Source organism: Jeongeupia chitinilytica, from assembly GCF_014652315.1.
Taxonomy (GTDB): domain Bacteria; phylum Pseudomonadota; class Gammaproteobacteria; order Burkholderiales; family Chitinibacteraceae; genus Jeongeupia; species Jeongeupia chitinilytica.
The window spans coordinates 250,571-267,225 of the sequence record NZ_BMYO01000005.1; the positions used below are offsets into that span (position 1 = coordinate 250,571).

Sequence of the window (16,655 nt, forward strand, 5' to 3'; positions counted from 1 at the left end):
CGTTTTGAGGTTTGATCAGCAGTCGGCGGTGGCCGGCTGCAGGGTCGGGGCGAGTGTGGCGCGACGGTCGAGGCGGCCGCTCAGTACGGTCAGGCCGAAGGCACCGAGGACGATCAGTGCGCCGATCCAAGGTGTGTGCATCAGACCGAGGTGTTGGACGATCAGTCCGCCGACCGAGGCACCGATCGCGATGCCGACGTTGAAGGCAGCGATGTTCAGGCCCGAGGCGACGTCGACGGCATGCGGCGTGTAGTGCTCGGCCTGCTTGACGACGTAGACCTGCAGGGCCGGCACGTTGCCGAAGGCGACCACGCCCCAGGCGAGGATGGTGGCAACGATCAGCCACTTGCTGGTGGCGGTGAGGGTCAGTACCAGCAGCACGACGGCCAGCAGCAGGAAGATCAGTTTGAGCGAGGCGATCGGGCCGTGACGGTCGGCCAGCTTGCCGCCCCAGAGGTTGCCGAAGGCGACCGCGATGCCGTAGACCAGCATCACCAGACTGACCGCGTTGCCGCTGAAGCCGGCGACGTCCTGCAGGATCGGCGCGAGGAAGGTGAAGGCGGTGAACGAGCCGCCGTAGCCGACCGCCGTCATTGCATAGGCGATCAGCAGGCGCGGCTGGCCGAGCACCTGCAGCTGTTGCAGCACCGGTGCCGGCGGCGTGTTGCGGGTGGTGTTCGGCAGCAGCGTGGCGATGCCGGCAATGGCGACCACACCGAGCAGCGACACGGCGAGGAAAGTCTCGCGCCAGCCGAAATGCTGGCCGATGAAGGTGCCCAGCGGCACGCCGGTGACGAGGGCGACGGTCAGGCCGGTGAACATGATCGCGATCGCGCTGGCGGCTTTTTCCTTCGGCACGAGGCTGGTGGCGATGGTCGAGCCGATCGAGAAGAACACGCCGTGCGCCAGCCCGGTGAGGATGCGCGCGACGATCAGCGATTCGTAGCCGGGGGCTTGCCACGCCAGCAGGTTGCCGACGGTGAACAGCGCCATCAGCGCCAGCAGCAGCGTCTTGCGCGGCAGCTTGCCGGACAGCGCGGTCAGGATCGGTGCGCCGATGGCGACGCCGAGCGCGTACAGGCTGACCAGCAGCCCGGCCGACGGCAGGCTGACGTGCAGGTCGGCGGCGATGGTGGGAATCAGCCCGACGATGACGAACTCCGTCGTGCCGATGGCGAAAGCGCTGATCGTCAGCGCGAACAGGGCAAGGGGCATGGTGCTACTCCGCAATTGGATACTGTGAGGGGATGCCGTGAAGCGATGCCCGAAGTGTCCCTGTTTTACATTTGCAGATTAAGATGGGTGTGTGGATAAGATATTTGACTGGTAATCAACAATGAAGACGACACTCGACGAATTGCAGGCCTTTGTCCGCGTGGTCGACTCGGGCTCGATCAGCGCCGCGGCGGTCCAGCTCGGCCAGACAGTATCCGGTGTCAGCCGGGCGCTGGCGCGGCTGGAGACCAAGCTCGACACCACCTTGCTGCACCGGACGACCCGGCGGATCGAGCTGACCGAGGAGGGGCAGGCGTTCCTGACACACGCCTGCGGCATCCTCGCTGCGGTCGACGCCGCCGAGGAGCAGATGGCGCAGCGCCGGCAGCAGCCGGCCGGGCTGCTGCGCGTCAATGCCGCGTCGTCGTTCATGCTGCACGTGATCGTGCCGCTGGTGGGCGAGTTCCGCCGCCGCTACCCGCAGATCCAGCTCGAGCTCAACACCAACGACCAGTTCATCGACCTGATCGAAGACCGCACCGACGTGGCGATTCGCATCGGCACCTTGCGTGATTCGACCCTGCACGCGCGATCGCTCGGTCGCAGCCGGATCCGCGTGCTGGCGAGTCCGGCGTATCTGGCCGCGCACGGCACGCCACACAGCGTGGCCGAGCTGGCCGGGCACAGCCTGCTCGGCTTCAGCCGGATCGACCTGCTGAACCGCTGGCCGCTGCGCGACGACGCCGGCAACGATCTGCACATCCGCCCGGAAGTGGCGGCGTCGAGCGGCGAGACGCTGCTGAGTCTGGCGCTGGCCGGGGTCGGCATCGTCTGCCTGTCGGACTTCATGGCCACCGCGGCACGGCAGCGCGGCGAGCTGGTCGAGCTGCTGGCCGACGAGGCGCTCGACGTCTGCCAGCCCATTCACGCGGTCTACTACCGCAACACCCAGCTGGCATCGCGGATCGCGTGCTTTCTCGATTTTCTCGCGTTGGAAATGCGCTGGTGAGGTTCAGCCGGGGATGAAGAAACGCTCGGTCGTTGCGGTCGGCTGGCCGAGGCCGAGTGCGTCGAACAGGGTGCGAGCGAGCAGCAGGTGGCCGTGGGCATTCGGGTGGTAGACGTCGGCGTGCAGCCAGCCGTTGTCGTGGCGTTCCCAGACCCTGGCATGGTCGACCAGCGGCGCGCCGGTCTCGGCCGCCAGCGCACGCACGCAGTCGTTGTACGCCGGCAGGTGCAGGCTGCGCGCCGGCATCAGCCCGCCGAGCACCGGCGTCGACGTCTGCAGCACGACTTCGCCGCCCCAGTCGCGGACCGCTTCGATCATCGTCAGCAGGTTGGTGCGAAACTCGTCGAGCGGCACCAGCTGGCCGTCGGCCGGGTCGTGGTTGCAGTCGTTCAGGCCGGCGAACAGCAGCACGACGTCGGGCTTGAAGCGTGCGACGCGGGCAGGGAAGTGCAGTAACAGCTGGCGGGTGGTGTAGCCGGAAAACGCGGTATTGATGACCACGTCGTCCTGCCGGTCGAGTTCGAAGCGGACGCGTTCGTTGAAGTGTTCGCTGAACGAGCGTGCGCCGAAGGTGTGGACGATGCCGTGGGTGATGCTGTCGCCGTAGAACAGCCAGGTGACGGGCCGGGCGAGACGGGACTGGATGGCTTGGAAGGATTGCATGGGCCGGGTTCCGGACGGAAAGGCCCATCATAGGCGGCGTGCGGTGATGACTGCTTTGCCGGTCTTGCCGAGCCCTGACCGCTGGGCAGTACGGGCAAAGGGCGGGCCGGCGGGCCCGCCTTGGTCGCGGTTACCGGGCGGCGGGGTCGCGGATCAGCACGACCGGAATCGCCGCTTCGCGGACGACGCCCATGGCGTCGCTGCCCAGTACCAGATGGCGGATGCCGCGCCGGCCGTGGGTGCCCATGACGATCATGCCGGCTTCCCATTTCTTCGCTTCGGCCAGCACCAGATCGGCGACGGTGCCGCCGTTCTTTTCGCGCAGTTCGGCGTCGGTCGGCACGCCTTCGGCTTCGGCGATCTTCACCGCTTCGGCCAGCACTTCGCGGCCGGCCTTGCGGATCGACTCGACGTAGTCGCTGACGTTCACCATGCCGCCGAAATCGATGTACACGAGTTGCGGGTCGACGACGTGCAGGAGGCGCAGTTGCGCGCCGAGCCGCTTGGCCAGGCGCAGCGCTTCGCGCAGGCCGTGGTTGCTGGTGTCGCTGCCGTCTACCGGAACGAGGATGCGGTCATACATGGTGGTCTCCTTGGCCGGGTTGTCCCGGGCAGATGAGGTTGCACTCGGAAAGGCCGTTTTGCACCTTCCCGCCCATAACACCATTAGACGACGGCCGATCCGAACCGACCTTGGTACAGATCAAGGCTTGTGCACGGGGTGCGTGCTTCAGCGCGGCCGCCGTCCGAGTGCCCACACACCGGCAAGCACGGTGAAGCCGACGACCACGGCCACCAGCAGCCAGAATCCGTGCGGGTGGCCGGCCAGCGGCACGCCGCCGACATTCATGCCGAACAGCCCGGCAACGATGTTGATCGGCAGGGCCAGCACCGTGACCACGGTCAGCGTGAACAGGGTCCGGTTGGTCTGCTCGTTCAGTTGTGCGGCCAGTTCCTCCTGCAGCAGCCGCATGCGTTCGACCAGCGACGTCAGGTCGTTCAGGACCAGTGACGACTCTTCGGTCGCCTGACGGAGTTCGAGCGCGTCGTCATTGCGCAGCCAGACCGGCGGCCGGTTCAGCAGCCGGAACAATGCGCCGGGTTCGAGGGCCAGCAGCCTTTGCAGCCTGACCAGCACGCGGCGCGTGGCGGCCAGCTCGGCGCGTTTGTCGTTCGGGCGCTGCGCCAGCAACCGATCCTCGATCAGGTCGATCTTGCCGCTGGTTTCGCGCACGATGCCCACCAGCACGTCGGCCTGGTCACGCAGGAGGTGGACCAGCAGGGCTGCGGGCGAGCGGAAGCACTCGCCGTCCCTGACCGATGCCCGCAGCCGGTCGATCGAGCGGAGCGGCTTGGTTCTCGCCGTCACGAGCATGCGCTGCTGCGTGCAGACCCAGAGCGTGGCGGTTTCCGAGGCGGCAGTGCCGAAGCTGAACACCACGTCGTTGACCACCGCCAGCAAGTCCTCGCCGCTTTGCTCGATCCGCGTCGAGCTCGAACCTTCGTGCTGCGCGTCGTAGAAGTCGTCGGGCAGGTCGAGATGGGCACGCAGCCAGCGCTCGCAGCTGGCGTGCGCGAGGTTGAAATGCAGCCAGACGAAGCCGTTGCCGCCGTCGGCGCGGGCAAGCCAGTCGGCGGCCTGAGCCGAATCCAGCGCCACGCCCGGCCCGCCGGGCCGGAAGTGGTAGCCGCAGACCAGTCCGGGCTGATCCGCGCCGTAGTGGGCCAGACCGGTCAGCATGCGGCGGCACCGTGATGGTCGCCACCGGCGTGGTGACCGCCGCGGCGAGGCGGTGGGGGCGGCCGGTTCAATAGATTTCCGGAACGATGATGTTCGCCGGTACCGGCTGGCGCAGGTAGTTGGCATGGCGGACGCGTTCGGGCAGCACGACTTCCGGGCGCTCGATCTCGCTGTAGTCGAACTGGTCGAGCAAGTGGTGGATGCAGTTGAGCCGGGCACGCTTCTTGTCCACCGCCTGGACGACCCACCACGGCGCTTCGGCAATGTTGGTCCGCTCGAGCATCAGCTCCTTGGCCTTGGTGTAGGCCTCCCAGCGGCGCCGCGACTCGAGGTCCATCGGGCTGAGCTTCCATTGCTTGATCGGGTCGTGCACCCGGCTGAGGAAGCGCAGGTGCTGTTCGTCGTCGGTAATCGAGAACCAGTACTTGATCAGCGTGATCCCCGAGCGCACGAGCATGCGCTCGAACTCGGGGACGGTCCGGTAGAACTCCTCGACCTCGTCGTCGGAGCAGAAGCCCATCACCGATTCGACCCCGGCGCGGTTGTACCAGCTTCGGTCGAACAGCACGATTTCGCCGGCGGCCGGCAAATGGGGGACGTAGCGCTGGAAATACCACTGCGTGCGTTCGCGGTCACTCGGCGACGGCAGCGCGACGACGCGGCAGACGCGCGGATTCAGCCGCTGGGTGATGCGCTTGATCACGCCGCCCTTGCCGGCCGCGTCGCGGCCTTCGAACAGGATGACGATCTTGCGGCGATGGTGGACTACCCAGTCCTGCAGCTTGACGAGCTCGCGCTGCAGCCGGAACAGTTCGCGGAAGTACCGTGCGCGCTGAAGTTTCTCCTCCAGCGGACCGGTGTCGGCCTCGCCGTCCGGATCGACTGCCAGCCGGTCTTCGATCTCCATTTCCAGCTCTTCGTCGTAATCGTCGATCAGCTCGCGTTCGATGCGGCGCTGCAGTTCGTCCTGATTCATCGTCGTCTCCTCAGAAAAGCTGGCTGAACAGCCAGTACAGGCTGCCGGACAGCAGGATCGCCGCCGGCAGTGTCAGCACCCATGCGGTCAGCAGGTTGCGGACCGTTGCCATCTGCAGCCCGGAGCGGTTGGCCGCCATGGTGCCGGCGACGCCGGACGAGAGGACGTGGGTGGTCGAGACCGGCAGGCCGAATACATCGGCTGCACCGATCGTGGCCATGGCCACCAGTTCGGCCGACGCGCCCTGTGCGTAGGTCAGGTGGGTCTTGCCGATCTTCTGTCCGACGGTGACGACGATGCGGCGCCAGCCGACCATCGTGCCCAGTCCCAGTGCAATGGCCACGGCCACCTTGACCCAGAGCGGAATGAACTTCGTCGCACCGTCGATCTCGGTCTTGAACGCCTTGAGGTTGCTGCGTGCTTCCGGGCTCAGCTGTGCCTTGTCGTCCTTTTCCAGCAGGCGGATCGCCTCGGAAGCGAGGTACATGTCGTTGCGGATGTTGGTGACGGCCGCTTCGGGTACGCCGGCAAGCGAGCCGTGCGCCTGAACCTGATGGCCGATGCTGCCGGCCATGGCTGCCAGCGCGGGGATCACGTCGGGCGTCAGGGCCCTGGTCCGCACATACTCGGACAGCGCCGGCCGGGCATTGTCGGACCGTGCCGGGTTCGCCGGCACCGCACGGGACAGCGACTGCTGCGTCACCTGCGCGACCGCGGCAAACTGCGTCATGTGCGCGGCCGGCATCGCGTGGTTCAGCGCATACGACAGCGGCACGGTACCGACCAGGATCAGCATGATCAGGCCCATGCCTTTCTGGCCGTCGTTGGAACCGTGGGCGAACGACACGCCGGTACACGTCAGCACCAGCAGGCTCCGGATCCACCATGGCGGCGGCCTGTTGCCCCTGGGCTCCTCGTACAGTTCGCGCTGCTTGACCAGCGCACGCAGCGCCAGCAGCAGGCCCGCACAGACGAAGCCGATCAGCGGCGAAAGCAGCAGCGAATAACCGACCTTGGTCGCCTGCGCCCAGTCGACGCCGCTGGTGCCGTCCCGCCCGTGCATCAGCGCGTTGGCGATGCCGACGCCGATGATCGAACCGATCAGCGTGTGCGACGACGAAGCCGGCAGACCCAGCCACCACGTGCCAAGGTTCCAGAGGATGGCGGCGATCAGCAGCGCAAACACCATCGCAAAGCCCGAGCTCGAGCCCACCTGCAGGATCAGTTCGACCGGCAGCAGCGAAATGATGCCGAAGGCGACCGCGCCGCTCGAGAACAGCACCCCGAGGAAGTTGAACACCCCGGACCAGACCACGGCGAAATGCGGTGGCAAGGAGTGCGTGTAGATCACCGTGGCGACGGCGTTGGCGGTGTCGTGAAAGCCGTTGACGAATTCGAAACCCAGCGCGATCAGCAGCGCCAGAATCAGCAGTGCATAGGGCAGCCAGCTGGTCGGCTGGGCAACCGCGCTGTTCAGGTCGCTGAACAGGCTGTAGCCGCTGAATGCCAGCCCGGCAAGCAGCAGGCCGACGAACACCAGGGCCGGGATCGCACCGGGTCTGGACGTCAGGTCCGGTCCGGCGATGGCAGGGAGGGCTTCGGTACGATTCATCAGCATCACCTGATAAATGGTTGCGGTACGAACCATTTTTCATGCCGATGATGACGGCTTCATTGCGGCCGGGGCCGGCTGGTGCGGATGCCGCCGATCGGCATGATCGGGGTGATTTGGGCGACAATACCGGTCGGATGCGGCGCATGGTCGGTCCGGTGTCTGAATGGATGGAACGATGAACGAGCGCGAGTTGCCCCCCGGCCTGATGGTGATCCACGGCAATCGCCCGGAAGCGCTGCGCGACGTGCTGGTGAGCTGGATGACGCGGCACCCGCTGGCGCCGCTCGATCAGGAAGTGATCCTGGTACAGAGCAACGGCATTGCCCAGTGGCTGAAGCTGGCGCTCGCCCGCGACGTCGCCGACGGTGGTTGCGGCATCGCCGCCGCGATCGACGCACAACTGCCGTCGCGCTTCCTGTGGCAGGCCTACCGTGCGGTGCTGGGTGAGGCCGCGGTGCCATTGCAGTCGCCGTTCGACAAGCCGCTACTGGTCTGGCGCCTGATGCGGCTGCTGCCGGCGCTGCTGGCCGAGCCGGTGTTCGCGCCGCTGGCGCGCTTTCTCGACGGTGACGACGACCTGCGCAAGCGCCACCAGCTGGCCGAGCGGCTGGCCGACCTGTTCGACCAGTACCAGGTTTACCGGGCCGACTGGCTGGCCGACTGGGCCGGCGGCGACGACGTGATCAGCACCAGCCGGCGCGGCCGGGAGCCGCTGCCCGACAGCGTACGCTGGCAGCCCCGGCTGTGGCGGGCCCTGCTGACCGATGTGGGCGCCGATCCGGGCGACGACAGGGTCGGCACCAGCCGCGCCGAAGTGCACCGGTGCTTTCTGGAAACCGCACAAACGCTGGCGCAGCGGCCGCACGGCCTGCCGCAGCGGCTGCTGGTGTTCGGCATTTCGTCGTTGCCGCAGCAGTCGCTCGAAGTGTTGTCGGCGCTGTCGCGCTGGACCCAGGTGCTGATGTGCGTGCACAACCCGTGCGAGCATTTCTGGGGCGACATCATCGCCGACAAGGATCTGCTGCGCGCCGAGCGGGCACGGCAGGCGCGCAAGGCCGGTGCGCCGGTGCAGCTCGACGACACGCTGCTGCACCTTCATGCCCACCCGCTGCTCGCGGCATGGGGCAAGCAGGGACGCGATTTCATCGGCCTGCTCGACGCGCATGACCAGCGCGAAAACTACGAGTCGCGCTTTGCCGACATCCGGCAGCGCATCGATCTGTTCGACGGCAATGGCGGGGCAACGCTGCTGAACCAGTTGCAGGACGACATCCTCGATCTGCGGCCGCTGTCCGAAACGAAGGCGCGCTGGCCGGTGGTGGCTGCGACCGATGTCTCGGTCCGCTTCCACGTCACGCACAGCCCGCAGCGCGAGGTCGAGGTGCTGCACGATCAGCTGCTCGACGCGCTGGCCACCGATCCGACCTTGCTCGCGCGCGACATCATCGTCATGGTGCCGGACATCAATGCCTATGCGCCGCACATCCAGGCGGTGTTCGGCCTGCTCGATCCGCACGACCCGCGCTTCATTCCGTTCACGCTGGCCGACCAAGGCCAGCGCCATCACGACCCGCTGCTTGGCGCGGTCGAAAAGCTGCTCGATCTGCCGCAATCGCGGCTGGCCGTCAGCGATCTGCTCGATCTGCTCGAAGTGCCGGCATTGCGGCAGCGCTTCGGTATTGCCGAAGACCAGCTGCCGTTGTTGCACCGCTGGGTCGCCGCTGCGCGGGTGCGCTGGGGGCTGCATGCCGAGCAGCGCAGCAGCCTCGAGCTGCCACAGGCCTTCGAACAGAACAGCTGGTTCTTCGGCCTGCGGCGCATGCTGCTGGGCTACGCCGTCGGCAGCGGCGACGCGTGGGGCGGCATCGAGCCGATGGACGAAATCGGCGGGCTCGACGCCGCACTGCTCGGTCCGCTGGCGTGTTTGCTCGAACGCCTCGACGCACACTGGCGCGTGCTGCGCGAACCGGCCGATCCCGACGGCTGGTGCGAACGGCTGCGCGCGCTGCTGGGCGACTTTTTCGATGCCGACGACGGTGACGACGGCTTCACGCTGATGCGCCTCGACGACCTGCTGCAGCAGTGGCAGGACGCCTGCGCCGCGGCCCGGCTGACCGAGGTGCTGCCGTTGTCGGTGGTGCGCGAATACTGGCTGGCGCAGCTCGACCAGAGCAGCCTGAGCCAGCCTTTCTTTGCCGGTGCGGTGACGTTCGCCACACTGATGCCGATGCGGGCGATTCCGTTCCGCATGGTCTGCCTGCTGGGCATGAACGACGGCGACTACCCGCGCACGCGCGTGCCGATGGATTTCGACCTGATGGGCCACGACTACCGGCCCGGCGACCGCTCGCGCCGCGAGGACGACCGCTACCTGTTCCTCGAGGCGCTGCTGTCGGCGCGCGACCGGCTGCACGTCAGCTGGGTGGGCCGCAGCATCTTTGACAACAGCGAGCGGCCGCCGTCGGTGCTCGTGGCGCAACTGCGCGATCATCTCGCCGCGGGCTGGCAGCTCGACGGTGCTCATGAGGACGGCGCGTTGTTGCATGCGCTGACGATCGAACACCGGCTGCAGCCGTTCAATCGCGACTATTTCGGCACCGATCCGCGGCTTTTCAGCTATGCGCGCGAGTGGCGCGAAGGGCTGGCCGGTGCGGCCGAGGTCACGCCTGTACCTGCTCCGGCGGCGCAGATGTCGCTGCAGTTCGACCTGCCCGAGCCGGCGGCCTGGAGGCAGAAAGCGTCCGAGCAGATGCCGCTGCCGCCTTTGGCCTGGGACGGTACGCTGAGCCTGCGCCAGCTCGCCGATTTTTTGCGCGATCCGGTCCGCAGCTTTTTCCGCCAGCGCCTCGGCGTTTACTTCGAGATCGCCGATCCGGCCAGCGAAGACCATGAGCCGTTCGCGATCGATGCGCTGGAAAACTGGCGGTTGCAGGACGAACTGATCCGCGCGCAGCTGGCCGCGCTCGACCGTGGCGAAGCGCGCGAGCCGGCATTGCTGGCGCAGCTCGAACGGATCGAGCGCCGGGGCGAGCTGCCGCCGGGGCAGTTCGCAGCCGTTTTGCGCAACGACCTCGCCGAGCCGATGGACGACCTGTTTGCCCGCCATGCCGCTGCACTGGCCGACTGGCCGCATGCTTTGCCGGACGAGGAAATCGACGACGCCAGCATGGCGCCCGGCGTTGCCGACTGGCTGTCCGGCCTGCGCAGCAATGACGCCGGCGAGCGGGCACGCGTGCTGCTTGAAAGCAACAGCCTGCTCAAGGACCGCGCCTACCGGCGCGACAAGCTGGTGCCGTACTGGGTTGCGCATCTGGCCGGCCACCTTGGTGGCGCACCGCTGACCAGCGTCATCGTCGGCAAGAACGGTACGGTGACCTTGCCGGCACTGGATCCGGAAGTGGCGCGCGCGCACTGGCGTACCCTGCGCGCCGCATGGTGCGACGGGCTGAACCGGCCGTTGCCGCTGGCACTGAAAACCGCGCTGGCGTGGCTGGCCAAGGGCGGCCGGGCCGGTGCGGGGCCGTTCCCCGACGCCCTCCGTGCCGCGCGGGATTGCTACGAGCTGCACGACCCCGACAACAAGCGCTTCGCCGAGCGTGCCGAAAACCCGTATCTGGCGCGGGCCTGGCCCGACTTTGACGCGCTCTCGGATGGCGACGGGTTCGCCAGCCTGGCTGACGCGCTGCTGCGCCCGCTGCACGATGCGCTGGACGGCGGCAAAGGCCGCAAGGAAGACGCATGAGCCAGATTCCCCCGACCCTGAACGCGCTCGACTTCCCGCTTTCCGGCAGCCGGCTGATCGAGGCCAGCGCCGGTACCGGCAAGACCTTCACCATTGCCGCACTGTACGTGCGGCTGGTGCTGGGGCATGGCGGCGATGCGGCCTTCACCCGGCCACTGACGCCGCCGGAAATCCTGGTCGTCACCTTTACCGACGCGGCCACCAAGGAGCTGCGAGACCGGATTCGCGCGCGGCTTGCCGAGGCAGCGACGGCGTTTCTGGCCGATCCGGACCGGATCGATTCGGTCGAACCCGGTCAGGATTTCCTGCACGACCTGCGCGCTGCGTATCCGGTCGAACACTGGCCGGCATGTGCCCGCAAATTGCAGCTGGCGGCCGAATGGATGGACGAAGCAGCGGTGTCGACGATCCACGGCTGGTGCAACCGGATGCTGTCCGAGCACGCCTTCGACAGTGACAGCCTGTTCACGCAGCGGCTCGAAACGGACCAGAGCGAACTGCTGGCCGACGTGGTGCGCGATTACTGGCGGACGTTCTATTTCCCGCTGGCGGCCGGCGAAGTGGCCATCGTGCGGCAGTGGTGGGCCGATCCGGACGGCTTGCAGCGCGATTTGCGCAAGTTGCTCGAATACACCGGGGTACTTGGCGAAGGGCGGTTGCCGGTCGAAGCGATTGGCAGCGCGCGTGACGAAACCGCCCGGCTGCTGGCCGAAATCAAGGCGCCGTGGCCGGCATGGGTCGATGAGCTTGAAACGCTGCTCGACGGTGCAGTGGCCGCCAAGGCGGTAGATGGCCGCAAGCTGCAGCGCCGCTATTACGAGCCTTGGCTGAAAACGTTGCGGGATTGGGCGGGTGATGCATCGGTCATCCCCGATCTGAAAACTGGCTGGACTCGGCTGACGTTCGAAGGGCTGGCCGAAGTCTGGAAGGACGGCAGCCCGCCGGCGCATCCGGCGCTCGATGCCATGGTTGGCTTGCGCGAACGACTTGATCAGTTGCCCGACGCACGCGCCGATCTGTTGCGTCACGCGGCGCGCTGGGTATCGCAGCGCTTTGCGCTGGAGCAGGCGCGGCGGGCGCAGATGGGCTTCGACGACCTGCTGACACGGCTCGATGCCGCCTTGCACGGCCCGAACGGGGCGCGTTTGGCCGAGCTGATCCGCACGCAGTTTCCGGTCGCGATGATCGACGAATTCCAGGATACCGATCCGCTGCAGTACCGGATTTTCGACGCTGTTTACCGCGTCGCCGATCCCGGCGGCGATCGCGCGCTGATCCTGATCGGCGACCCGAAGCAGGCGATTTACGCATTCCGCGGCGCCGACATCCACACCTATCTGCGCGCCCGGCGCGATACCGGTGGCCGGCACTACACGCTGGCGACCAACTACCGTTCGACGGCGGCCATGGTCGGCGCGGTCAATCACGTGTTCGGGCAGGCCGAAACGCGGCAGGCCGGCGCGGGGGCGTTCCTGTTTCGCGATGGCGACGACAACCCGGTGCCTTTTCTGGCCGTGGGCGCCAATGGCCGCGTCGATGCGCTGGTCATCGGCGACGAGGCGGTCGCGGCGCTGAACTGCTGGTATGTCGACGATGCCGACGAGATGTCGAAAACCGATTACGTCCAGCGTTTCGCCACCGCGTGCGCCGACCGGATCGTGGCGCTGCTGCGGCTCGGGCAGCAGGGCAAGGCCGGATTCGACGCACCGGGCGAGCCGCGTCGGCCACTGCGGCCCGGCGACATTGCGGTGCTGGTCAACACCGGCCGCGAGGCCACGGCGGTGCGCAAGGCGCTGGCCGGTGGCGGTGTGCGCAGCGTCTATCTGTCGGACAAGGAGTCGGTGTTTCAGAGCCCGCAGGCCGCCGAGCTGCAACGGTGGCTGGCCGCCTGCGCCGAACCCGACGACGACCGGCTGCTGCGTGGTGCGCTGGGGACCGCGTCGCTCGGTCTGGGCTGGGACGTACTGGACCGGCTGAACCACGACGAGCAGGCGTGGGAAGACCGGGTGATGCAGTTCCGCGCCTACCGGGCGTGCTGGCGCAAGCAGGGCGTCTTGCCGATGCTGCGCCGCTTGCTGAACGACTTCGACGTGCCGCTGCGCTTGCTCGGCAATGACGACGAACGCGCGCTGACCGACCTGCTGCACCTGGCCGAAATGCTGCAACAGGCCAGCACGCAGCTCGACGGCGAGCATGCGCTGATCCGGTATCTGGCCGAACAGCGCCAGGACGCCGGCGGCGGCAACGATGCACGCAAGCTGCGGCTGGAAAGCGACGCGGCGCTGGTCAAGGTCGTGACCGTGCACAAGTCCAAGGGGCTGGAGTACCCGCTGGTCTTCCTGCCTTTTGCCTGCGCATTCCGCGCGACCAAGGCCGACGACTTGCCACTCAAATGGCACGATGATGACGGCGGTTTGCATGTGGCACTGCGTGGCGACGCTGGCGCGGTGGCCCGCGCCGATCGTGAACGGCTGGGCGAAGACCTGCGCAAGCTCTACGTGGCGCTGACCCGGGCGCGATACGCGACCTGGATCGGCATGGCGCCGTTGAAGGGGCTGGCGGAGAGCGCGCCCGGTTATCTGCTTCGCGGCGGTGAGGCGGTGTCGGCGGCGGACCTGAAGCCGGCGCTCGATGCGCTGCGTGGCAGCAGCGCCGACATCGCCGTGCTGCCCTTGCCGCCGGAGAAGCACGAGGCCTACCGGCCCGACTCGGCCAATGCCGGCCTCGGCCCGGAGCGGCGCTTGCAGATGGCGCCGCGCGAGCCGTGGTGGATCACCAGTTATTCGGGGCTATTGGCCGGTGCGCTCGACGACGACGCCACCGTCGTCACCGTGGCGCCCGCCGATACCGCTGCCGAGGACATTTTTGCCGAAAGTCACGACAGGGCAGTTGCGCTGCCGGCAACGTCGCTCGACGGTGGCCTGCATGCCTTTCCGCGCGGCCCGGGGCCGGGCAGTTTCCTGCACGGCGTGCTCGAGTGGGCGGCCAACACCGGCTTCGGGCGCGTGTTTGCCCATCCCGCCGAAACCGAAGATCTGATCGCGCGCCGCTGCAACCTGCGCGGCTGGCAGCGCTGGATTGCGCCGTTGTCGGACTGGCTGTCGCAACTGCTCGATACGCCGTTTGCCTTGCCCGGTGCCGCGCCAGTGCGGCTGGCGGCGCTCGGCCGTTACCGGCTGGAAATGGAGTTCTGGTTTGCACTGCATCAGGCCGATACCCGCAAGCTCGACGCACTGCTGCGGCGGCACACGCTGGCCGGTGCTGCCCGGCCGACGCTGCTGCCCAGGCAGCTGAACGGCATGCTCAAGGGCTTCATCGACCTCGTGTTCGAGCACGAGGGGCGCTATTACGTGGCCGACTACAAATCGAACTGGCTTGGCGCCGACGAATCCGGCTACACCGAGGCGGCGATGGTCGAGGCGGTACTGGCGCACCGCTACGACCTGCAGTACGCGCTGTACGTGTTCGCGCTGCACCGGCTGCTCAAGTCGCGCATTCCCGATTACGACTATGACGCACACGTCGGCGGCGTGCTCTACCTGTTTCTGCGCGGTCACCGGGCCGAGACGCAGGGACTGCACTTCACCCGACCGCCGCGTGCGCTGATCGATGCGCTGGAGCAGTTGTTCAGCGCCACAACCGAGGAGACCGGCGCATGATGCCGCAGTCCGAAATGCTGGCGCTGTTGGCGCGCTGGGCCGAGCGTGGCTGGCTGCGCGAACTGGACCGCGCCTTTGCCGCCTTTCTGGCCGACGAAGCGCCGGACGCGTCGTCGCTGCTCCTGCTTGGCGCTGCGCTGGCCAGCCATCAATTGGGCCGCGGCCACGTTTGTCTCGATCTGCAGGCGACGCTGGCCGACAGCAGTTTCGTGCTGTCCTTGCCGCCGGACGGCGAGGACGAAGCGGGCCTGATGCTGCCGTCGGCCGTGCTGGCCGGGATCGATCTGGCCGCGTGGCAGGCGGCCTTGCAGCAGCCGGTGCTGACCGGTGACGGCCCGGGCGCGTCGCCGCTGGTGCTCGCGGGTGCGCGGCTCTATCTGCGCCGCTACTGGCAGTACGAAGTCGACGTGCGCGCGGCCATCGAGGCTCGGCTGGCGCGCACTGCCGAGCAGCGGGCAGGCCTGCCGCCGGCCGCGTTGAAACAGGCGCTGGATGCGCTGTTCCCGCCGACACAACATCCGGGCGCCGACTGGCAGAAGCTGGCGTGCGCACTGGCCGCCGGCAACGGCTTCAGCATCATCACCGGCGGCCCCGGTACCGGCAAGACGACGACGGTCGTCCGGTTGCTGGCGCTGTTGCAAAGTCTGGCGCTGCGTGGCGACGACGAGCGGCCGCTGCGCATCCGTCTGGCTGCGCCCACCGGCAAGGCGGCGGCCCGGCTCGGCGAGTCGATCGCCGGGGCGGTCCGGCAGCTGCCTCTGGACGGCTTGTCCGACGGCGAGGCCATCCGCGCTGCAATTCCGGTCGAGGTGACGACACTGCACCGGCTGCTTGGCAGCAAGCCGGACAGTCGCCACTTCCGTCACGATGCGACCCATCCGCTGGCGCTGGATCTGCTGGTCATCGACGAAGCCTCGATGATCGACCTGGAAATGATGGCCGCCGTGCTCGCGGCGCTGCCGTCGAACGCAAGGCTGATCCTGCTCGGTGACAAGGACCAACTGGCGTCGGTCGAAGCCGGCGCGGTGCTCGGCGAGCTGTGCCAGCGCGCACGAGAAGGCCATTACTGGCCGGCGACGCGCGACTGGCTGGCTGCGGCGAGCGGCGAACACATCGATGCGTCGCTGATCGACGCCGATGGTACGGCGCTGGATCAGGCGGTCGTCATGCTGCGGCACAGTCACCGTTTCTCGGCCGCCAGCGGGATCGGCCAGCTGGCTGAGGCGGTCAACGCCGGTGATGCCGACGCGGTGCAAGCGGTCTGGGCGCACGGTTACGGCGATCTGGCCCGGGTCGAGCTGGGGGCGGACGATGCCGCCTTGCGCGAGCTGGTCATCGACGGTGCCGTAGCGCGGTTTCGCACGGACGAAAGCAAGGCGGCGCCATCGGGTTATCGCCACTATCTGCAGGTCATGGCTGCGCAGCATCCGGCGGCAACTGCGGACCAGTCGGTGTTCGACGACTGGGCGAAGGCCGTACTGGCCGCGCATGGCCGGTTCCAGTTGCTGTGTGCCTTGCGGCGCGGGCCATGGGGTGTGGAGCGCCTGAACCAGCGCATCGCCGAGCTGTTGCACGCCGAGGGTCTGTTGCCGGCGCATCAGGGCTGGTATGCCGGTCGGCCGGTGCTGGTGACCCGCAACGACTACGGCCTTGGCCTGATGAATGGCGACATCGGCATGACCCTGCCCGCTGCCGGCGAGGACGGCACGAAGCTGCGTGTTGCCTTCCCGGCAGGCGACGGCCGGATCAAGTGGGTGTTGCCAAGCCGGCTGCAGGCGGTGGAAACGGTGTTCGCGATGACGGTACACAAATCGCAGGGATCGGAGTTCAGCCATGCGGCCTTGCTGCTGCCCGACCGGCTCAATCCGGTGCTGACGCGCGAGCTGGTCTACACCGGCATCACCCGCGCCCGGCACTGGTTCACGCTGGCGAGCGCCGGGCCGGACTGGCAGGTGCTGAAGCCGGCCATTCTGCGCCGGGTGCAGCGCGCCAGCGGGCTGCTGGCCGACTGAGGGTGCTGGCCTTTCGAGCGCGG

The 16,655-nt window shown here is 67.7% G+C and carries 10 protein-coding genes; 4 read left to right on the forward strand and 6 right to left on the reverse strand.

What is annotated here, in order from left to right; genetic code table 11:
- Positions 1-15: 15 nt before the first annotated feature.
- The gene (locus tag IE097_RS10970) at positions 16-1,215 is read right to left on the reverse strand and encodes an MFS transporter (RefSeq protein WP_189460647.1); all 1,200 of its coding nucleotides are present in this window, start codon (positions 1,213-1,215) and stop codon (positions 16-18) included.
- 121 nt (positions 1,216-1,336) lie between these two features.
- On the opposite strand from IE097_RS10970, the gene IE097_RS10975 reads away from it, so the two are divergent.
- Positions 1,337-2,224: a LysR family transcriptional regulator gene (locus IE097_RS10975; protein WP_189460649.1), complete on the forward strand. Its 888-nt coding sequence runs from the start codon at positions 1,337-1,339 to the stop codon at positions 2,222-2,224.
- Positions 2,225-2,227: 3 nt separating this feature from the next.
- Here the strand turns inward: IE097_RS10975 and IE097_RS10980 are convergent, their stop codons facing one another.
- From IE097_RS10980 to IE097_RS11000, 5 genes are all read right to left on the reverse strand, one after another.
- Complete coding sequence (locus IE097_RS10980) at positions 2,228-2,887, reverse strand: SGNH/GDSL hydrolase family protein (RefSeq protein ID WP_189460650.1); 660 nt, start codon at positions 2,885-2,887, stop codon at positions 2,228-2,230.
- A gap of 130 nt (positions 2,888-3,017) precedes the next feature.
- Positions 3,018-3,470 carry a universal stress protein gene (locus IE097_RS10985; RefSeq protein WP_189460652.1) on the reverse strand — a complete coding sequence of 151 codons (453 nt, stop codon included), beginning with the start codon at positions 3,468-3,470 and terminating at the stop codon, positions 3,018-3,020.
- 147 nt (positions 3,471-3,617) lie between these two features.
- A complete protein-coding gene (locus tag IE097_RS10990; RefSeq protein ID WP_189460654.1) occupies positions 3,618-4,628 on the reverse strand; it encodes a transporter in 1,011 nt (336 codons plus the stop codon).
- Positions 4,629-4,695: 67 nt separating this feature from the next.
- A complete protein-coding gene (gene ppk2 / locus IE097_RS10995; protein ID WP_189460656.1) occupies positions 4,696-5,604 on the reverse strand; it encodes a polyphosphate kinase 2 in 909 nt (302 codons plus the stop codon).
- A gap of 10 nt (positions 5,605-5,614) precedes the next feature.
- Positions 5,615-7,216 (reverse strand): inorganic phosphate transporter, encoded by a 1,602-nt coding sequence (locus tag IE097_RS11000; RefSeq protein WP_229797542.1) that lies wholly within the window; start codon positions 7,214-7,216, stop codon positions 5,615-5,617.
- A 166-nt stretch (positions 7,217-7,382) separates the two neighbouring features.
- Between IE097_RS11000 and recC the strand changes: the two genes are divergently transcribed.
- From recC to recD, 3 genes are read left to right on the forward strand one after another with little or no spacing between them, the layout of a single operon-like run.
- Positions 7,383-10,961, forward strand: a complete 3,579-nt coding sequence (gene recC, locus IE097_RS11005; RefSeq protein ID WP_229797543.1) for an exodeoxyribonuclease V subunit gamma — start codon at positions 7,383-7,385, stop codon at positions 10,959-10,961.
- The gene (gene recB / locus IE097_RS11010) at positions 10,958-14,620 is read left to right on the forward strand and encodes an exodeoxyribonuclease V subunit beta (RefSeq protein WP_189460658.1); all 3,663 of its coding nucleotides are present in this window, start codon (positions 10,958-10,960) and stop codon (positions 14,618-14,620) included. Before recC ends, recB begins: the two co-directional genes overlap by 4 nt.
- The gene (gene recD, locus IE097_RS11015; protein WP_229797544.1) at positions 14,617-16,632 is read left to right on the forward strand and encodes an exodeoxyribonuclease V subunit alpha; all 2,016 of its coding nucleotides are present in this window, start codon (positions 14,617-14,619) and stop codon (positions 16,630-16,632) included. The genes recB and recD overlap by 4 nt, the downstream gene beginning before the upstream one ends.
- Positions 16,633-16,655 lie beyond the last annotated feature (23 nt).